The following is a 17,511-nucleotide window of genomic DNA, read 5'->3' as shown; positions in this document are numbered from 1 at the left end:
CTCACGGGGTGCCGACCAGGTGCACGTGCCGGTCCAACCAGGCGCGGAAGGTGTCGCGGTCCCGGCTGACCTCGTCCCAGGCCCGGTAGAAGTCGTTGTCCCGGGTCGAGTAGCCCTGGGCGTAGGAGGGGTGCGCGCCGCCGGGCGCCTCGGCCACCGCGGTGACCGCCCATCCGGGCAGGACGACCTGACCGGGCACGGGTGACAGCTCGTCCACGATCTCCTCGACGGTGACAAGCGACCGGTGGGCGGCGAGCACCGCCTCCTTCTGCACGCCGGTGATGCCCCACATCTGCACGTTGCCGGCCCGGTCGGCGCGCTGCGCGTGCACCACCGTCACGTCGGGGCGCAGGGCGGGCACGGCGGTCAGGGTCTCCCCGGTGAAGGGGCAGGTGATCGGCCGGATGTTCGTGGTGTGCCGGGCCAGGTCGGTGCCGGTGTAGCCGCGCAGGACGGCGAACGGCAGCCCGGCCGCCCCGGCCACGTAGCGGTTCGCCATGCCCGCGTGGCTGTGCTCCTCCAGCTCGAGCGGACCCGGCCAGGCGTGCCGCACCGCGTCCCGGAAGCGGTGCAGCGACCCGACGCCCGGGTTGCCGCCCCAGGAGAAGACCAGGCGGCGGGCGCACCCGGCGCCGATGAGCTGGTCGTAGATGACGTCGGGAGTCATCCGCACCAGGGTCAGATCGCGCCGCCCCTGCCGGATGATCTCGTGTCCGGCGGCGAACGGAATGAGGTGGGTGAACCCCTCCAGGGCCACCACGTCGCCGTCGCGGACCAGCTCGGCCACACCGTCGGCCAGCGGGACCAGCTTCGCCATGAGCCTCCCCCGCCCTGTTCGCCATGCGGACTGTCGTGCTGAGAACGAACGTACGACGGAGAGCGACATCCGTCAACGCCGTTGACGCGGGCCGGGCCACGTGCCAACGTTCAAACAGAGAACAGCCGTTCGGTCAGCGAACATGTCGAAGACCCTTCCGGGCGGACGCCCCAGTGGCTCACCGGCGCGGGGCGCGGTCCCGCGCTAGCCGTTCTGACCTGCGAGAGGAGCCCGAGATGCGTACCCAGGTCGGCATCGTCGGCGCCGGGCCGGCGGGGCTCATGCTGTCGCACCTGCTGCACCTGCGCGGAATCGAGTCGGTGGTGCTGGAGAGCCGCAGCCGGGACCACGTCGAGCACCGGGTCCGGGCGGGCGTCCTCGAACAGGGCTCGGTCGACCTGCTCCGCCGCACCGGCCTCGGTGCGCGGCTGGATCGGGAGGGGCTGCGGCACGAGGGCATCGAGCTGCGCTTCGCCGGGGAGTCGCATCGGGTGCCGATGACGGAGCTGACCGGACGGGCGATCACCGTCTACGGGCAGCAGGAGGTGGTCAAGGACCTGATCGCGGCCCGGCTCGCGGCCGGCGGCGCGATCCGGTTCGAGGCCGAGGCGGTCCGCCTGGACGGCCTGGACACGGACGCGCCGACCGTCCACTTCCGCCGGAACGGACGGGAGGAGGCGCTGCGGTGCGACTTCGTGGCCGGCTGCGACGGGTTCCACGGGGTCAGCCGCGCCGCGGTGCCCGACGGGGTGCTGACCACGTACGAGCGGACGTACCCGTTCGCCTGGCTGGGCGTGCTCGCCGCCGCCGCGCCCGCGGTGGAGGAACTCGTCTATGCCCACCACGACCGCGGTTTCGCCCTCTACAGCATGCGTTCACCGGAGATCTCCCGGCTCTATCTTCAGGTCGCTCCGGACGAGGACATCGCCGCGTGGCCGGACGAGCGGATCTGGGCGGAGCTGCGGACGCGGCTGGAGACGGTGCCGGGCTGGTCGCTCCACGAGGGGCCGGTCCTGGAGAAGTCGATCACGCCGATGCGGAGCTTCGTGGTCGAGCCGATGCGGTGGGAGCGGCTGTTCCTGGCCGGGGACGCGGTGCACATCGTGCCGCCGACCGGCGCGAAGGGCATGAACCTGGCCCTCGCCGACGTCGCGTTGCTCGGGGACGCCTTCGCCGCGTGGTACGACCGGGGGCGCACGGACCTTCTGGCGGGCTACTCGGCGACGGCGCTGCGCCGGGTCTGGCGGGCCCAGCACTTCTCCTGGTGGATGACCTCCATGCTGCACCGGTTGGAGCGGGACGACCCGTACGAGGCGAAGCTGCAGACCGCCACGCTGCGATACGTCGCCACCTCCCGCGCCTACGCCACCAGCCTGGCCGAGAACTACGTCGGACTGCCCGTCGTTTAACTTATCCATGACGGGCGTCAGATTTTCTTGACTTTCGATATCGACGTGGCTGACCATTTCCCCACCCCCGCCCAGGAAGGGTCCCGTCCATGAAGAAGGTCATGGCACTCGGGCTGATCGCCGCCACCGCGATCGCCCTCACCGGATGCACCGACTCCGACGCGCCACCCCCGTCCGACCAGGGCTCGGGCGAGTTGCGCCAGGTCCGGGTCGCGGCGCTGCCCATCACCGAGACCGCCGCGCTGTGGGGCGGCATCAAGGCGGGCATCTTCGCCGCGCACGGCCTCAAGGTCGAGGTGCTGCCCGCCCAGGGCGGCGCGCAGGCCATTCCCGCCCTGACCAACGGCGACATCGACTTCGCGATCGGCCAGCCCTTCGGCCCGTTCCGGGCCGACCTGAGCAACCTCGGCGTCGTCATCATCGGCAACTACGCCTCCTCGTACGCCGACGGCGACGACATCAACGCGGTGGTGGCCTCGGCGAAGTCCGGCATCAAGCGCCCGGCCGAGCTCGCCGGCAAGCGGGTCGCGGTCAACAGCCTCGGCGCCGCCGGTGACGTGACGATCATGGCGGCGGTGGAGAAGGACGGCGGCGACCCGTCCAAGGTCAAGTTCGTCGAGGTCGCATTCCCGGACACCCCGGCCCAACTCCAGGCCGGCAACATCGACGCCGCGTGGGTGCCGGAGCCCTTCGTCACCCAGCTGAAGAACCGCGGCGACACGATCGTCGTCGAGCCCTACCAGGCGGTCGTGCCCGGCCTGGCCACCCTCACCACGATCACCACCAAGGAACGTACCGAGAAGGACGCCGAACTGGTCGCGGACTTCTCGGCCGCGATGAAGGAGACGCTTCAGTGGGCCGAGGACCCGGCCAACGAGCCGGCCGTCCGGCAGGCCATCAAGGACAACCTCGAGTTGCCCCCGCCGGTCGCGGAGTCGGTGCGGCTCCCGGCGTTCGGGTGGGAGGTCGACCGGGCGAGCCTGCGCACGCTCGCCGAGCTGGCACAGAAGTACAAGGTGCTCGACAAGCAGCCCGACTTCGACCGCCTGATCCAACAGCAGTAGCCGGCATGGGCGTCCTCTCCGGCCGGGGCCGGCGCGCGTCCCGCAAGGCGTTGCTCGGCGTCGCCGGCCTGGCCGGGTTCCTCGCCATCTGGCAGTCGATCCCCACGTTGGGCCTGATCGACCCGCAGTACCTGCCGTACGTGACGGACGTGCTGGCGCGGCTGTCCGAACAACTCGTCGACCTCGCCTTCTGGCGTCGGCTGGGCAGCACCATGACGTCCTGGGCGATCGGCCTGAGCCTGGCGACTGTCGCCGCCGTCGTCCTCGGCACGGTCGTCGGCCTGGTGCCGTTCCTGCGGCGCGCCACCCACACCGCAGTCGAGTTCCTGCGACCGATCCCGTCGGTCGCCCTCATCCCGCTCGCCGTGCTGATGTTCGGCATCCAGATGCGGGCTGCCCTCGTCATCATCGTCTACGCGTCGTTCTGGCAGGTGTTCGTGCAGGTGATCTACGGGGTGGCCGACGTCGACGCGGTCGCCCGCGACACCGCCCGCAGCTTCGGCCTGACCCGGCGGGAGCGGTTGACGCACCTCGTCCTGCCGACCGCCCTGCCGTACCTCATGACGGGTCTGCGGCTCGCGGCGGCGGTCGCGCTGATCCTCGCCGTCACCGCCGAGATGGTCATCGGCAACCCCGGCCTCGGACGCATGATCGAGCTGTCCCGGTCCGCCGGGGACGCGACCGGCCTGTACGCCCTGGTCGTGGTCACCGGCCTGCTCGGGCTCGCGGTGAACCTGGTCTTCCGGTTCGTCGAACGCCTGACGCTGTCCTGGCACCAGTCGGTACGCGGCGAGGAGGCGCGGTGACCGCGTACCCCGGCCGGATCGCCGCCACGCCGCGCGGCCCGGGCGTCGGCGCCCGGCTCGGGGCGGGTCTGCTCCACGCGCTCGGGCTGCCGATGCTGCTCCTGGTGGCGTGGGGGCTGGTGGCGAGCAGGGCGACGAGCGGGTTCTTCCCCGGCCCGGCGGAGATCGCCCGGGCCTTCGTGGACACCTGGGTCGGCCCGGCCTTCGTTGAGGACGTGCTGCCGAGCCTCTACCGCCTCGGCCTCGGTGTCACCGGGTCGATCGTGTTCGGTGTCGCCGCCGGCACGGTGATCGGCCTGTTCCCCTGGCTGCGCGACCTGCTCGAACCGCTGCTGGAGTTCTTCCGGGCCGTCCCGCCGCCGGTGCTGATCCCGGTGGTCATGCTCCTGCTCGGCATCACCGACACGATGAAGGTGGCGGTGATCGTCTCCGGCGCGCTCTGGCCGATCCTGCTGAACACGATCGAGGGGGTCCGGGCGACGGACAGCGTCATGACCGAGACCGCGGCCTCGTTCCGAATCACCTGGTGGGAGCGGTTGTGGTTCCTCGTGCTGCCCGCCGCCGGCCCCCGCATCATGACCGGTGTCCGGCAGGCCCTGTCGGTCGCGCTCATCCTCATGGTGATCTCCGAGATGTTCGCCTCGTCGTCGGGGCTCGGCTACCGGATCGCCTACTTCCAGCGCAACTACCTCATCGCCGAGATGTGGAGCGGCATCCTCCTGCTCGGCCTCGTCGGCGTCTTCCTCGCCGTCGTGTTCGGTCTCGTCGAACGGCGCGTCCTGCGCTGGTACCACGGAGTCAGGGAGGCCAGCCGTGCCTGATCGGAGCACCCTGCTGCGGGTGGAGCACCTGCGGAAGGTCTACGGGTCCACGACCGGGGACGTGGAGGCGATCGGGGACCTCAGCTTCACCATGGACGCCGGTGAGCTGGTCTGCATCGTCGGGCCGTCCGGGTGCGGCAAGACCACGCTGCTGAAGTGCCTCGCCGGTCTGCTGCGGCCGACGAGCGGCCTGGTCGAGATGGACGGCGCGCCGGTGACCGGGCCGAGCCCCGCCATGGCCGTCGTGTTCCAGGAGTACGGTCGCAGCCTCTACCCGTGGCTGACCGTGCGCGGCAATGTCGAGCTTCCGCTGCGGCACAAGAAACTGCCCCGGGCCCGACGGGACAGGCTTGTCGCCGACGCGATCGACGCGGTCGGCCTCGCGCACGCCACGCGCAGCCACCCGTGGCAGCTCTCCGGCGGGATGCAGCAGCGGGTGGCGATCGCGCGAGCCATCGCGTACGAGCCGGAGATTCTGATCATGGACGAGCCGTTCGCCGCGGTGGACGCCCAGACCCGCGCGGACCTGGAGGACCTGGTCCGCGAGCTGCACGCCAGCCGCCGGATCTCGACGCTGTTCGTCACCCACGACATCGACGAGGCGGTGTATCTCGGCCAGCGGGTTCTAGTATTGTCCACCTCGCCGACCCGGGTCCGGGAGGACCTGGCGATCGACCTGCCGCCGGAGCGCGACCAGATCACGACCCGTGCCCTGCCCCGTTTCACGGAGCTGCGGACGCACGTCTACGGCCAGATCCAGCGGGCCCGGCGCGGACCGGCGGTGGCCCCGCGATCCGCTCGGTGACCCGGGCCGCCACACCGGCATCGCCGAGAGGGAGGGCTGTGCGTAGTCGTCAACCGAAGCAACTGCTGCTCGCGTTCTTCGGCGAGCACGTCGTCGACGCCGCGACCGGGCCGATCCGGGCGAGCGTGCTGATCGGCGTGCTGGAGGGCGCCGGCGTCGCCGCGCCGGCGACCCGCGCCACCCTCGACCGCCTCGTGCACAGCGGCATCCTCGCCCGCGCCCGCAGCGGTCGGGAGACCCTGTTCTCGCTGACCGAGCACGGGGCCGCGGTGCTGCGCGAGGCGAAGGACCGGGTCCGCGGGCCGCGGCCGTTCGATCCCCAGGGCAGCGGATGGACGCTTGTCACCTTCTCCATCCCGGAGGGCCAGCGGATGCTGCGGCACCGGCTGCGCTCGACCCTGACCTGGGAGGGCTTCGCGCCGCTGCGGGACGGGCTCTGGCTGGCGCCCGGCGAGGTCGACCTCGCCGGGTCGTTGGAGCCGCTGCGGCAGGACCTCCCGCCGCACGCCGTGGTGGCGTTCCACGCCCGCGAACTCGACGGTTTCCCGATCGGCGAGAGCGTGCGCGCGGCGTGGGACATCGAGGCGATCCGGCGTCAGCACCTCGCGTTCATCGAGGTGTGGGACGACCCGGCCGCGACGACGACGGCGCCCGGCGCGCTCACCGTGCGGACGATGCTCGTGGCGGACTGGCTCGCGCTGCTGCGCGCCGACCCGAGGCTGCCGGCCGAGTTCATGGACGCGCAGTGGCCGGCGACCCGCTCGGCGGAGACCTACCGCCGCACGCATGACACGCTGGCCGAGGCGTCCGCCGCCGAGTTCGCCGACCTCGTCGCGGCGCCGGGCGGGGTCAGGCGCCGAAGCGGGCCCGCAGCTCGGCCTTCCGCACCTTCCCCGACGCGGTCCGCGGCAACTCGTCCACGATGACGACGTTCTTCGGCAGCTTGTAGCGCGCGAGCCGGCCGTCGAGGTGGTCCCGCACGGCGTCGGTGTCGAGGGACACCCCCGGGCGTACGGTCACGACCGCCCACGGCACCTCCCCCCAACGCTCGTCCGGCACCCCGATGACCGCCGCCGAGGTCACCCCGTCGATCTCGGCGAGCAGCTGTTCGAGTTCGGCCGGGTAGATGTTCTCGCCTCCCGAAATGATCATGTCCTTGAGCCGGCCGGAGATGTGGAGGTAACCGTCGGCGTCCAGGTGGCCCAGGTCGCCGGAGCGGAACCATCCGTCGGCGGTGAACGCCTCGGCGGTCGCCTCCGGCAGCCCGTGATAGCCGGGGAAGACGTTGGGGCCGGCGATCTCGATCTCACCGACGTCACCGGCGGGCACCACGTCACCCGTCCCGTCGGTGATCCGCACGTCGGTGAAGAAGTGCGGCAGGCCGACGCTGCCCTGCTTGGCGCGGGTCATCGCCGGCGGCAGCGCGGTGACGCCCGGCGCGGCCTCGGTCATGCCGTAACCCTGCGAGAACGACAACCCCCGCGCCTCGTACGCGTCGAGGACGCGGGTCGGCACCGCCGAGCCGCCGCAGGTGAGCTTCGCCAGCGTCGACAGGTCGGTCGCGGCCCACGCCGGATGGTCGGCCATCAGCTGGTAGGTGGTCGGCACCCCGCTGAGCATGGTCACCCCGTGCCGCTCGATCCGGGCCAGCGCCCGGCCCGGCTCGAAGCCCTTCTCGAGGACCATGGTGGCGCCCTTGAGGAAGACCGGCAGCGCGCCCATGCCGAGCGAGGCGACGTGGAACAACGGCGAGATCATCAGCGCCACGTCGGTCGAGACGACGTCGTAGTCGACCACGCAGTTGAGCGCGACCCAGGTGAGGTTCCCGTGGGTCAGCACGGCACCCTTGGCCCGGCCGGTCGTGCCCGAGGTGTAGATGATCGCCGCCGGGTCGTGGAGGTCGGTGCGGACCGGGCCGGCGAAGCCGGCGGCGGCCCGCGCCAGCCGGGCCAGCCCCGGGCGGTCCGCGGTCCCCTCGCCGGTGACGATGACGTGCCGGCTCCCGGCGGCGAGCCCGGCGGCGGCCACCGGCCCGGTGAACTCCGGGTCGTGGATGAGCACCCGCGCGCCGGAGTCCGTGACGACGTGGGCGATCTCGGGTGGCGCGAGCCGGGTGTTGACCGGCACGAAGACGGCGCCGAGCTGGGCCGCGCCGAACATCACCTGGAGGAACTCCGGGCTGTTCTCACCGAGGTAGGCGACCGCGTCACCGGTGCCGACGCCCCGCTCCCACAGCGTCGCCGAGACCCGGTCCGCGGCGTCGGCGAACTGGCCGTACGTCATGGTCGACAGCTCGCCGTGGATGAGGGCGACCTTGTCCGGGGACCTGAGCCGGCGCCTGGCCAACCAGGCGCCGATGCCGTGCTGACGCATCGTCGCCCCCGGCTCAGGCGTGGAAGCGGTACAGCCCGCGCGCGACGACCGCGGGCTTTTCCCCGCCCTCGATCTCGATGGTCTGGTCGACGGCGAGCTGGTAGCCGCCGCGGACCTCGGTGACCTCGACGACTGTGGCCCGCATGCGCACCCGGGAGCCGACCACGACCGGCGCCGGGAAGCGCACCCGGTCGAGGCCGTAGTTCAGCTTGGTGGACACGCCCTTGACCTCGAGCAGCTCGGTCCAGAGGGGAACGGCGAGCGAGAGGGTGAGGAAGCCGTGCGCGATCGGCGCGCCGAACGGGCCGCTCCGGGCCCGCTCGGGGTCGACGTGGATCCACTGGTGGTCGTCGGTGGCGTCGGCGAACAGGTCCACCTGGTCCTGGGTGACGGTCCGGTAGGCGGTGTGCCCGAGATCGGCGCCGGCCAGGTCGGCCAGCTGGTCGTAGGCGATGGTGGTCGTCATGGCGCTTCCTCTCGTCGTCACCGGGCGAGGCCCAGCAGCCGGACCGCGTTGTCCTTCAGGATGCCGGGGAGCACGTCCGGCTTCAGGTCGGTGGCGGCCACGTCGCGCAGCCACCGGTCGGGGGTGAGCAACGGGTAGTCGGTGCCGAAGAGCACCCGCTGCCGGAGCCGGGAGTTCGCGTGCCGCACCAGCTCGGCCGGGAAGTATTTCGGGCTCCAGCCGGACAGGTCGATCCAGGTGTTGTGCTTGTGCGTGGCGACCGAGAGCGCCTCGTCCTGCCACGGCACCGACGGGTGCGCCATGATGATCTGAAGGTCCGGGAAGTCGGCCGCGACCGGGTCGAGCAGGATCGGGTTGGACAGGCCGAGCCGCAGGCCGTAGCCGCCCGGGAGGCCCGCGCCGATCCCGGTCTGTCCGGTGTGGAACAGCGCCGGGACGCCGGCCCGTTCGAGGAGACCCCACAGCGGCGCGTACTCGTCGTGGCTCGGGTCGAACCCCTGCACCGTGGGGTGGAACTTGAAGCCGCGTACGCCCTCCTCCTCGATCAGCCGGGCGGCGAGGTCGAGGGCCGCCGCGCCGGTGCGCGGGTCGACCGAGCCGAAGGGGATGAGCACGTCGGCGTGCTCGGCCGCCGCGCGGGCGATGTCGACACTCGACAGCGGCGGATGCCTCAGCTGCGTGCCCGCGTCCACGGTGAAGACGACGGCGGCCATGTCGCGCTCGCGGTAGTACCGCGCCACCGCGTCCACCGCCGGCCGGGGCCCGTCCGTGCGGAAATACTTCGACACCGCCGCGACGAGCGGCTCGGGCAGGGAGGCGTGACCGTGGTCGTCGACCTCGATGTGCACGTGCATGTCGATCGCCGTGACGGTGTCGAGGTCGATCGCGGGTCGGTACATGGGCGGCAACCTCCGTCGGGCGGGCCGGTCGGCCGGGTCAGGAGGTCGCCGGCGCGAACTCCGCGGGGAGTTCCGGGAAGTGTTCCCCGACGCTCTGGGTGACGCCGGCGAAGGTCGTCGGCCACGCCTCGACCAGGGCGTCGTAGGTCCAGCCGCCCTCGCGGTGGGCGGTCAGCGCCGCCTCCGGGTGGGTCCACACCTGGAGCCGGTCACCGCCCACGCCGATCACCTGCCCGGTCACCGAGGCCGCCGCGTCGGAGCCGAGGAACGCGATCAGCCCGGCCACGTCGTCCGCCGTGCCGAAGCCGAGATCGCGCCGGAAGAACGCCGGCATCGGCTCGCCGTCCGCCTCGGCCCGCACCGCCGCGGCGAAGTAGGGAACGGTGGCGGTCATCGCGGTCGCGGCGACCGGTACGACGGTGTTGGCGGTGATGCCGGCCCGCGCGAGTTCGAGCGCCCAGGTGCGGACCATGCCGACGATGCCCGCCTTGGCCGCCGCGTAGTTGGTCTGCCCGATGTTGCCCCGCTGCCCGGTGGGCGACCCGACGCAGATGATCCGCCCGCCCGCACCGGCGGGACGCATGTGCCGCACCGCCTCGCGCACGGTGGTGAACGTGCCGCGCAGGTGCACCTCGATGACCGTGTCGAAGTCGTCGTCGGTCATCTTCCACAGCATGGTGTCGCGCAGGACGCCGGCGTTGGTGACGAGGATGTCCAGCCGCCCGAAGTGCTCGACCGCCGTGCGGACGAGTTCCTTCGCGGTCTCGGTCGGGCCGACCGGTGCGACCACCGCGACGGCCCGTCCGCCGGCCGCCTGGACGGTGGCGACGGCGTCGGCGGCGGCCTGCTCGTCGACGTCGTTGACCACGACCGCCGCGCCGCGCCGCGCCAGCTCCCGCGCGTAGGCGAGGCCGAGGCCCCGGCCGGATCCGGTGACGATGGCGACCTTGCCGTCCAGTGACATGGGTGCTCCTCCCGGTGACACGCGCAGGGGCAACGTAATGCAAATTCTGGCCGGGCGTCAACGTTTTGCAATATGTCTATGTCGCCGGCCGCCCGGCGTGGCGGGAGTCGCCGAGCGCCCGGGACAGCGCCCGGCCCGCCGCCTGGACCAGTGGCGCCAGGGCCACCGGATCCGCCCGGTCGTACGCGACCACGAGCGAGATCGCCGCCGCCACGCCCTGCGGGCCGGAGATCGGCGCGGCCACCGAGAGGGCGTCCATGGTGACCTGGCGGTCGCTCACCGCGTACCCCGTCCGGCGCACGTCGGCGAGGCAGCGGCGCAGCCGACCCGGCTCGGTCACGGTCAGTTCGGTGTACCGCTCCAGCGGCGCGGCCAGCACCTGCTCCTGGACCTCGGCGGGCGCGTGGGCGAGGAGGACCAGCCCGACGCCCGTGGCGTGCAACGCGAAGCGACCGCCCACCCGGGTGAGCACCGGCACCGCGTCCCGTCCGGCGAGGCGTTCGATGAAGACGACCTCCAGGTCCTGCCGGACGGCGAGCTGGACGTTCTCGTGGGTCACCTCGTACAGGTCCTCCATCACCGGCAGGGCCAGCTCCCGCAGCCCCAGGCCCCTCGGCGCGAGCGAACCCACCTCCCACAACCGCAGGCCGATCCGGTAGCGCCCGTCGTCGCCACGCTCCAACGCCCCCCACGCGACGAGTTCCGCCACCCGCCGGTGGGCCGTGGGCAACGGCAGCCCGGCGCGCCGGGCCAACTCGCTCAGGGTCAACGCCGGCACGGCCGGACTGAACGCGCCCAGCAGCGCCAGCACCTTGCTGGTGACCGACCGCCCCGGCTCCGCGCGCACCCCGCCATCATCGCCGTCCACGCCGGCCGGTCACAGCTCCAGCACGAGCCGGGGCGTACGGGCCCGGGAGACACAGATCATCATGGTGTCCCCGGCGGCGCGTTCCTGCTCGGTGAGCAGGCTGTCGCGGTGCTCCGGCACGCCGGCGAGCACCGGCGTCTCGCAGGTGCCGCAGGTGCCCTCCCGGCAGGACGAGAGGACCGGCACGCCGGCTTCCTCCACCGCCCGCAGGATCGGCGTGCCCGGTGGCACGGTGACGGTCCGCCCGGAGCGGGCCAGCTCGACCTCGAAGGCCGTCTCCGCGCCGCCGGGGGCGGCCACCGGCGAGAAGCGCTCGACGTGCAGGCGGCCCGGCGGCCAGCCGCGACAGTGCTCCGCCACGGCGTCGACGAGCGACTCCGGACCGCAGCAGTAGACCACCCCCGGGTCGGGTCGACCGAGCAGCCCGGCCAGGTCGAGCAACCCGGTCTCGTCCCGCGGATGCAGGCTCACCCGGTCGCCGTACCGCTCCCGCAGGCCGGTGGCGAACGCCATGGTGGCGCGGCTGCGTCCCCCGTACACCAGCCGCCAGTCCGCGCCGGCGGCGTCGGCGGCGGCGACCATCGGTCGGATCGGGGTGATGCCGATGCCCCCGGCGACGAAGAGGTAACGCGCCGCCGCGACCAGCGGGAAGGTGTTGCGGGGCCCGCGCATCCGCACCGTCGCGCCGACGGTCAGCCGCTCGTGCACCAGCCGCGAGCCGCCGCGCCCGTCCGGTTCCCGCTGCACGGCGATCCGCAGCGCGGACCGGTCCGCCGGGTCGCCGCAGAGCGAGTACTGGCGGAGCAGCCCGGCGCCCACCTCCAGGTCGATGTGCGCGCCCGGCGTCCACCCGGGCAGGTCGCCACCGCCCGGACGGCACAGGCGCAGCTCGACGACCCCGGTCGCCACCGGGTCCCGGCCCGCGACCAGCAGCTCGACCCCGGCCTGCTCCGCCCCGGTCACACCGGCACCGCCGGCCGGCTCGCCGGCCCGGGCGTCGGCGCGGTCGCGCCCCGGTGCCCGCGCGGGTGGGCGAGCAGCCACTCCCACAGCTCGACCGGCTCCTCGGCCACGCGCTCGGCCCCGCAGTGGCAGACCCCGCGCAGGGCGTCCGTGCCGGGCATCCAGTGGATCCGGTAGACCCGGTCCCCGGGGCGGGCGCTCACCGCGCCGCTCCCGCCTTCCCCGACTCGACCAGCCGGGCCAGCAGCCGCCGGGCGGCCAGGCCACCGGTGTCGATGTTGATGCTCAGCTCCTGGTACCGGTCCGGTTCGGCCGCGATCACCCGCTCCAGGATGTCGAGCGCCGCCACATCCTGCATGACCACCGTGTGGTTGCTCCGGTGGAGATACTCGCTCACCGACTCGTCGTCGATCGCGAAGTCGCGCGCCACCGCCCAGAAGTCGTACGTGGTGTGCTCCGTCGACGGGGTGATGGCGTACACGATCTCGGCGTGGAAGGCCGCGCTGTCCTCGCCCTCGGCGGGCGGGTAGTGGCCCTGCGGCGCGATCCGGCTGTGCAGGAGATAGAGGCAGGGCGGGTGGTACTCGATGTCCTGCCACCTGGTGATCCGGCCGGTGATCCCGGTGGAGCGCGCGTAGAACGGCGGGCACTCGGCGTCGTCCATGTGCCGGCTCACGTGGACGACGCCCCGCTCGTCGTCGACCTCGGTGGTGATCGGGGTGTTCGCCACCTCGGGCGTGCCGATGTAGCCACCGTGCAGGTAGGTCTCGTGGGACAGGTCCATGAGGTTGTCCACGAGCAGGCCGTACCGCGCGTTCAGCGGCGCCATCCCGCGCACCACCGCGTACCGCGGGTCGGCAAGCCACGGCGCGCGGGGAATCGCGGCCGGATCGGCCCGGTCCCGGTCGCCGATCCACACCCAGACGAGCGAGTCCTGTTCCACCACCGGGTAGGACGGGACCCGGGCGGTACGCGGGATGCGCTGCTGCCCCGGTACGAAGACGCACGCGCCGGTCGGGTCGTAGGTGAAGCCGTGGTAGCCGCAGACGATCGTGTCGCCGTCGAGCCGGCTCTCCGACAGCGGGTAGCGCCGGTGCACGCACCGGTCGGCGAGCGCCACCGCCGCCCCGGCCCCGGTGCGGTAGAGCACCAGCGGCTCACCGAGCACCGTGCGGGCGAGCAGGTCCCGCCCGACCTCGTTGCCGTAGGCCGCCACGTACCACTGGTTGCGCGCGAACACCATGCGGTCGACCTCCTCGCGGACGAACGTCGATGTGTTCGCGGATCCTCCCGCGCGGCGGCCCCGACCGGGAGCCGGGCTTTCACTGAGTGGAAGGTAGACAGTGTCTACACACCGTGGTAGACACTGTCTATGCCGCCGCCGGACAGCAGCCTCCGCACCCGCCTGGTCTCCGCCGGCGTGGACCTGCTCGCCCGGGAGGGCGCCGAGGCGCTGACGCTGCGCGCGATCGCCCGCCGGGCCGGGGTCTCCCACGGCGCGCCGCGCCGCTACTTCCCGACCCACCTCGCTCTGCTGGCAGCCATCGCGCGGGAGGGCTACCAACAGCTCGGCCGCGAGGTCGCCGAGACGCTCGCCCGCCAGGGTGACGCCGACCCACACCGGCAACTGCTCGCCCTGGGCCGGCTCTACCTGACGTTCGCGCGCACCCACCGCGGCATGTTCGAGCTGATGTTCCGGCACGACCTGCTCCGGGGCAACGGCGTCGGGCTGCGGGAGGCCAGCGAGGGACTCTTCGGCGTCCTGGTCGACCTCGTCACCCGGGCCCGGCCCGAGGTGCCCGGCTCCCCCGCGCCACAGGTCGTCGCCGGCGCGCTCTGGGCCAACCTGCACGGCATCGCCGAGCTCGGGCAGTGGGGCAGTCTCCAGCTCATGGTGCGCGACGACGATCTCGAACCGCTGCTGCGCGCCGCGCTGACGGCCCACCTCGATCGGAGGATCACGTGCTGACGCAGACCGGCACGCGGCTGCTGCTGGCCCCGCTGGGCCGGCTCGCCTTCCGGCCGGCGGTCGAAGGCCGGGACAACGTGCCGAGGCACGGGCCGGTGATCCTGGCCGCCAACCACCTGTCCTTCCTCGACAGTGTGGTGATCCCGCTGGTGGCCCCCCGACCGGTCGCCTTCCTGGCCAAGGCCGAATATTTCCGGCAGCCCGGCGTGAAGGGATGGCTGACCCGGACCTGCCTCACCGGGATCGACGCCATTCCGGTGGAGCGGGGCGGCCACCGCTCGGCGCAGGAGTCGCTGCGGGTGGCGCTCGACGTGCTCGCCGCCGGGCGCGCCTTCGGCATCCACCCGGAGGGCAGCCGGTCCCGCGACGGGCGGCTCTACCGCGGCCGGACCGGCGTCGCCTGGCTCGCGCTCGCCTCCGGCGCCCCGGTGGTCCCGGTCGCCCTGCTCGGCACCGACCGGATCCAACCCGTCGGCGCCCGGCTGCCCAGACCTGGGCGGATCACCGTGCGGTTCGGCACACCGCTGCGCTTCACCCGGCAGCCCGCCGGCAGCGGCGGGCAGGCCCGACGGGCGGTCACCGACGAGATCATGACCGCCATCCAGAAACTGTCCGGCCAGGAGGTCGCCGACCGGTACAACGATCCGCCGACCGTCGGATGACATCCGGGTCACAGGCGACCGGTTGTGTGCAGGTAGTCCAACAGCCGGCCGTCCACCCGGTCCTGGAACGAGTCGAACCGTGCCCGGTCGGGTTGCTCGTACTCGTACCCGCAGGTCACCCAGCGCTCCGGGACACCTGCCACGTCCAGGTAACCCTCGTCGACGTCACCCACCTCGAAGCCGGGTTTCCCGGCCGACTGCCAACAACTGAAGAGCTTGCCGTCGGCGTTGACCACCGCGCCGTAGCGGCCTCCGGGCACCGAGCAGATCTGGCAGGTGGTCCTCATCCCGGGCCGGGCCATCCGGAACCCCGCCTCCAACGCCGCGATGCTCCAGCTCACGAAGGCGTCGCTCACCTCGTCCAGATGCCGCATGGTGTTGCGGTAGCCGAAGCCCGCGTCACCCACCCAGGCGAACGTCACCGTGCACCGGTCGGGGATGAGGTCGGCGGCCAACTCACCGACCAGGTCACCGATCCGGTCGACGTTGTGGTGCGACACATTGACCCGCAGATTCCAGTTGAGCCCGGTCACCTCGATCGCACGGGCCACGTTGCGCAGGATGGTGTCGAAGGTGGGCGCCCCGGACCGCTTGACCCGGATCCGGTCGTGGTCCGCCCGGCTCCCGTCGAACGTCACCTGCGCGCCGTGGAGACCCGCCGCGTACAACTCACGCGCCAGCCTCGGCGTCAGCAGCACGCCGTTCGTCGTCATCGCGCACCTGTCGAGGCCGATCGTGCGGGCCCGGTCCAGCAGGTTGAGGCAGCCGCGCGGGTTGAGTAGCGGCTCACCGCCGAACAGCAGCAGGAAGAGGCGGTCCATCTCGCACCGACGCATCCGGTCGCGGGTGAACGCGATGACGCGGTCGATCACGTCGTCGTCAAGCCAGGCCCGCCCGATTCGCGGCGGCCGTGCGCCACCCGTCTCGTCCAGTCCGGTGTTCTGGAAGCAGTAACCACAGCCGAGGTTGCAGGTGGTGGTGGTGAGCACGGTCAGGGAGAACGAGGTCGGCGTGCGCGGCCGGAACGCCCCGACGCGGCGAAGGAAACCGACGGCGTCGCCGTCCACCGTCCCGTCGGGCCCCACACACTCCGGACGCAGCAGAGTCCAGGTCTGGTTCCCGATGAACCACCAGCCGTACGCGCCGCGGATCAGGCGCGGCGCGTCAACATCGTCCAGGCGAGTGCCGATCATGGCTTTCCTTCCGTACGGATTGTGGGGTACCGCGGTGGTGGGGCCCGCCGGCCGTGCGGCGGACGGCGGGCCCCGCGAGTGGTGCGTCCGGCTAGGCGGCCGGATCGGCGTCGCGCGGCAACGCGACGTTCTCCGGCGCGCCGACCTGGATTCCGCAGGCCGCCTCGGCCGCGAGCGGCGCGGCCTTGCGGTTGGCCAGGATCCGGCTCAGCTCCGGCGTCCCGACCTGGACTCCGCACGCGGCAGCCTCCTCACCGGCGATGTCCGGCCCTCGGCTGGCGAGGATGTTCTCCAGATCCTCGGCACCGACCTGAATGACACACATCGGTCCTGCTCCCTTCCCCGGCTGGGACGGCTTCCCGCCGGCCTTGCTCATGTGTGGCGGCGGGGCCGCCGCCAGATACCGAGCCGCCGGATTCCGTTCCGACCGGCTGCCGCTCAACCGTCCGAGCAGACGGGGGCGCTCCGGATCGGCAGGGAGCTGTCCAGGTACGCCGCCGCGATCCAGCCCGTGTCGCCGAGGACCGTCGCCCGCGCCCAGGCGTCCTCGCCGTCGACGGCTTCGCCGCGGCGGTAGCAGGTCATCCGGCCCAGCGTGCCGCCGGGCACCTGTCGCAACGCCCGGGCTGAGGTGCCCGGACCCGAGCGGAGGGACGCACCGGTCCGGGCCGCCACCGCGACGAGCCGGCCGTCGCCCGGGACCAGGCCCTCCTGGAGCCCTCGGCAGGTCAACGAGGACGAGCCGATCCACATGATGGTGTAGTCCTCGCCGCCCCGCCGTTGGTGGGTGGTGTCGAAGCAGTACGCCGGAGCGTCCCGGCGCGGTCCGTCGCCCTGGGTGGCCAGGCCCAGGAGTGGGATCTGCTGGATCAGGAAGCAGGCGGTGGTGTCGGCGACCGCGCCGAGGCGGCCCCGGACGACCGCCACGACGCCGACGGCCCACGAGTCGCGCCGGCTCTGGTAGATGCGCACCGCCAGCCGGTCCGTCCGGTACGCGCACTCGACGGCGTCGTTGACCTGACCGAGCCGGTCGGCGAACCGGCCGAGGTGGTCGAGGAACTGCCCGGCCTGGGCCCGCTGCCCGGGAACGATCCGCCCCGTCACCTCGCTCACCAGATCCGTGTAGGGCAGGCAGGGGTTCTCGATCGAGGTGTAGTCCTCCTCGCCCAGCTTCGGCAGCAGCCCGCCGGTCCGGGTGCCGGCCGCCGGGCAGCCGCCACCGGCGACCTTCGCGAGGCCGTCGGCCGCGCCGGCGACCGAGCCGTTCGCGGCGCCGCCACCGGACGCGCCGCCGTTCGTCCGGCACCCGGCCAGAGGGCTGGCTGCCAGCGTGAGCACGGTGAGGCCGGCGGCGAGAGCCGCACGGCGTGGGAGCCTTCTCATGGTGTGGTCAGTCATGCCTGGATGGGGGACGGAGCCGCCGACTGGATAC

The 17,511-nt window shown here is 72.7% G+C and carries 20 protein-coding genes; 8 read left to right on the top strand and 12 right to left on the bottom strand.

Translation table 11 applies throughout. From position 1 onward, the window contains the following. Position 1: 1 nt before the first annotated feature. Positions 2-817 (bottom strand): CoA transferase subunit A, encoded by an 816-nt coding sequence (locus tag O7602_RS10590; protein ID WP_281588291.1) that lies wholly within the window; start codon positions 815-817, stop codon positions 2-4. Between the two features lie 236 nt (positions 818-1,053). Between O7602_RS10590 and O7602_RS10585 the strand changes: the two genes are divergently transcribed. The 6 genes from O7602_RS10585 (at position 1,054) to O7602_RS10560 (ending at position 6,648) form a co-directional block, all read left to right on the top strand. Beyond that, positions 1,054-2,226: a 4-hydroxybenzoate 3-monooxygenase gene (locus O7602_RS10585; protein WP_281588289.1), complete on the top strand. Its 1,173-nt coding sequence runs from the start codon at positions 1,054-1,056 to the stop codon at positions 2,224-2,226. 89 nt (positions 2,227-2,315) lie between these two features. Further along, positions 2,316-3,290, top strand: a complete 975-nt coding sequence (locus O7602_RS10580; protein ID WP_281588288.1) for an ABC transporter substrate-binding protein — start codon at positions 2,316-2,318, stop codon at positions 3,288-3,290. A gap of 5 nt (positions 3,291-3,295) precedes the next feature. Then, positions 3,296-4,096, top strand: coding sequence for an ABC transporter permease (locus O7602_RS10575; RefSeq protein ID WP_281588286.1), 801 nt, complete (start codon positions 3,296-3,298; stop codon positions 4,094-4,096). After that, positions 4,093-4,917 carry an ABC transporter permease gene (locus tag O7602_RS10570; protein ID WP_281588284.1) on the top strand — a complete coding sequence of 275 codons (825 nt, stop codon included), beginning with the start codon at positions 4,093-4,095 and terminating at the stop codon, positions 4,915-4,917. Before O7602_RS10575 ends, O7602_RS10570 begins: the two co-directional genes overlap by 4 nt. Beyond that, entirely contained in the window at positions 4,910-5,722 is an 813-nt protein-coding gene (locus O7602_RS10565) for an ABC transporter ATP-binding protein (protein ID WP_281588282.1), read from the top strand. Before O7602_RS10570 ends, O7602_RS10565 begins: the two co-directional genes overlap by 8 nt. A 38-nt stretch (positions 5,723-5,760) precedes the next feature. Then, a complete protein-coding gene (locus O7602_RS10560; RefSeq protein ID WP_281588281.1) occupies positions 5,761-6,648 on the top strand; it encodes a PaaX family transcriptional regulator C-terminal domain-containing protein in 888 nt (295 codons plus the stop codon). On the opposite strand, the gene O7602_RS10555 is transcribed toward O7602_RS10560, so the two are convergent. The 8 genes from O7602_RS10555 to O7602_RS10520 form a co-directional block, all read right to left on the bottom strand. Next, positions 6,572-8,095 carry a long-chain fatty acid--CoA ligase gene (locus O7602_RS10555; protein ID WP_281588280.1) on the bottom strand — a complete coding sequence of 508 codons (1,524 nt, stop codon included), beginning with the start codon at positions 8,093-8,095 and terminating at the stop codon, positions 6,572-6,574. The genes O7602_RS10560 and O7602_RS10555 overlap by 77 nt on opposite strands. 13 nt (positions 8,096-8,108) lie before the next feature. Beyond that, a complete protein-coding gene (locus O7602_RS10550; RefSeq protein ID WP_281588279.1) occupies positions 8,109-8,561 on the bottom strand; it encodes a MaoC family dehydratase in 453 nt (150 codons plus the stop codon). Between the two features lie 17 nt (positions 8,562-8,578). After that, the gene (locus tag O7602_RS10545) at positions 8,579-9,460 is read right to left on the bottom strand and encodes an amidohydrolase family protein (protein WP_281588277.1); all 882 of its coding nucleotides are present in this window, start codon (positions 9,458-9,460) and stop codon (positions 8,579-8,581) included. A gap of 37 nt (positions 9,461-9,497) precedes the next feature. Continuing rightward, a complete protein-coding gene (locus O7602_RS10540) occupies positions 9,498-10,424 on the bottom strand; it encodes an SDR family NAD(P)-dependent oxidoreductase (protein ID WP_281588275.1) in 927 nt (308 codons plus the stop codon). A gap of 76 nt (positions 10,425-10,500) precedes the next feature. Continuing rightward, entirely contained in the window at positions 10,501-11,271 is a 771-nt protein-coding gene (locus tag O7602_RS10535; protein WP_281588273.1) for an IclR family transcriptional regulator, read from the bottom strand. A gap of 30 nt (positions 11,272-11,301) precedes the next feature. Next, positions 11,302-12,255, bottom strand: coding sequence for a PDR/VanB family oxidoreductase (locus tag O7602_RS10530; RefSeq protein WP_281588271.1), 954 nt, complete (start codon positions 12,253-12,255; stop codon positions 11,302-11,304). Then, positions 12,252-12,458, bottom strand: a complete 207-nt coding sequence (locus tag O7602_RS10525) for a hypothetical protein (RefSeq protein ID WP_281588269.1) — start codon at positions 12,456-12,458, stop codon at positions 12,252-12,254. The genes O7602_RS10530 and O7602_RS10525 overlap by 4 nt, the downstream gene beginning before the upstream one ends. Beyond that, positions 12,455-13,498, bottom strand: a complete 1,044-nt coding sequence (locus tag O7602_RS10520; RefSeq protein ID WP_281588267.1) for an aromatic ring-hydroxylating dioxygenase subunit alpha — start codon at positions 13,496-13,498, stop codon at positions 12,455-12,457. The genes O7602_RS10525 and O7602_RS10520 overlap by 4 nt, the downstream gene beginning before the upstream one ends. Positions 13,499-13,627: 129 nt before the next feature. Between O7602_RS10520 and O7602_RS10515 the strand changes: the two genes are divergently transcribed. Together O7602_RS10515 and O7602_RS10510 are read left to right on the top strand one after the other, a co-directional pair. Beyond that, positions 13,628-14,224, top strand: a complete 597-nt coding sequence (locus O7602_RS10515) for a TetR/AcrR family transcriptional regulator (protein ID WP_281588265.1) — start codon at positions 13,628-13,630, stop codon at positions 14,222-14,224. Beyond that, entirely contained in the window at positions 14,218-14,886 is a 669-nt protein-coding gene (locus O7602_RS10510; RefSeq protein ID WP_281588264.1) for a lysophospholipid acyltransferase family protein, read from the top strand. Before O7602_RS10515 ends, O7602_RS10510 begins: the two co-directional genes overlap by 7 nt. An 8-nt stretch (positions 14,887-14,894) precedes the next feature. Here the strand turns inward: O7602_RS10510 and O7602_RS10505 are convergent, their stop codons facing one another. The 3 genes from O7602_RS10505 to O7602_RS10495 all read right to left on the bottom strand — a co-directional run bounded on the left by O7602_RS10505 (position 14,895) and on the right by O7602_RS10495 (position 17,477). Then, positions 14,895-16,079, bottom strand: coding sequence for a radical SAM protein (locus tag O7602_RS10505; protein WP_281588262.1), 1,185 nt, complete (start codon positions 16,077-16,079; stop codon positions 14,895-14,897). Between the two features lie 91 nt (positions 16,080-16,170). Further along, on the bottom strand, positions 16,171-16,404 hold the full coding sequence (locus O7602_RS10500) for a hypothetical protein (protein ID WP_281588260.1): 234 nt from the start codon (positions 16,402-16,404) through the stop codon (positions 16,171-16,173). A gap of 113 nt (positions 16,405-16,517) precedes the next feature. After that, positions 16,518-17,477 (bottom strand): hypothetical protein, encoded by a 960-nt coding sequence (locus O7602_RS10495; protein ID WP_281588259.1) that lies wholly within the window; start codon positions 17,475-17,477, stop codon positions 16,518-16,520. Positions 17,478-17,511 lie beyond the last annotated feature (34 nt).

Source organism: Micromonospora sp. WMMD1128, assembly GCF_027497235.1.
Lineage (GTDB): Bacteria > Actinomycetota > Actinomycetes > Mycobacteriales > Micromonosporaceae > Micromonospora.
This window is presented reverse-complemented; position numbering and strand designations above follow the sequence as displayed.

Coding starts and splice junctions, on each gene's coding strand:
- O7602_RS10590 (WP_281588291.1), bottom strand. CDS start 817: ATGGCGAAGCTGGTCCCGCTGGCCGACGGTGTGGCCGAGCTGGTCCGC.
- O7602_RS10585 (WP_281588289.1), top strand. CDS start 1,054: ATGCGTACCCAGGTCGGCATCGTCGGCGCCGGGCCGGCGGGGCTCATG.
- O7602_RS10580 (WP_281588288.1), top strand. CDS start 2,316: ATGAAGAAGGTCATGGCACTCGGGCTGATCGCCGCCACCGCGATCGCC.
- O7602_RS10575 (WP_281588286.1), top strand. CDS start 3,296: ATGGGCGTCCTCTCCGGCCGGGGCCGGCGCGCGTCCCGCAAGGCGTTG.
- O7602_RS10555 (WP_281588280.1), bottom strand. CDS start 8,095: ATGCGTCAGCACGGCATCGGCGCCTGGTTGGCCAGGCGCCGGCTCAGG.
- O7602_RS10550 (WP_281588279.1), bottom strand. CDS start 8,561: ATGACGACCACCATCGCCTACGACCAGCTGGCCGACCTGGCCGGCGCC.
- O7602_RS10545 (WP_281588277.1), bottom strand. CDS start 9,460: ATGTACCGACCCGCGATCGACCTCGACACCGTCACGGCGATCGACATG.
- O7602_RS10540 (WP_281588275.1), bottom strand. CDS start 10,424: ATGTCACTGGACGGCAAGGTCGCCATCGTCACCGGATCCGGCCGGGGC.
- O7602_RS10520 (WP_281588267.1), bottom strand. CDS start 13,498: ATGGTGTTCGCGCGCAACCAGTGGTACGTGGCGGCCTACGGCAACGAG.
- O7602_RS10515 (WP_281588265.1), top strand. CDS start 13,628: ATGCCGCCGCCGGACAGCAGCCTCCGCACCCGCCTGGTCTCCGCCGGC.
- O7602_RS10505 (WP_281588262.1), bottom strand. CDS start 16,079: ATGATCGGCACTCGCCTGGACGATGTTGACGCGCCGCGCCTGATCCGC.
- O7602_RS10500 (WP_281588260.1), bottom strand. CDS start 16,404: ATGTGTGTCATTCAGGTCGGTGCCGAGGATCTGGAGAACATCCTCGCC.
- O7602_RS10495 (WP_281588259.1), bottom strand. CDS start 17,477: ATGACTGACCACACCATGAGAAGGCTCCCACGCCGTGCGGCTCTCGCC.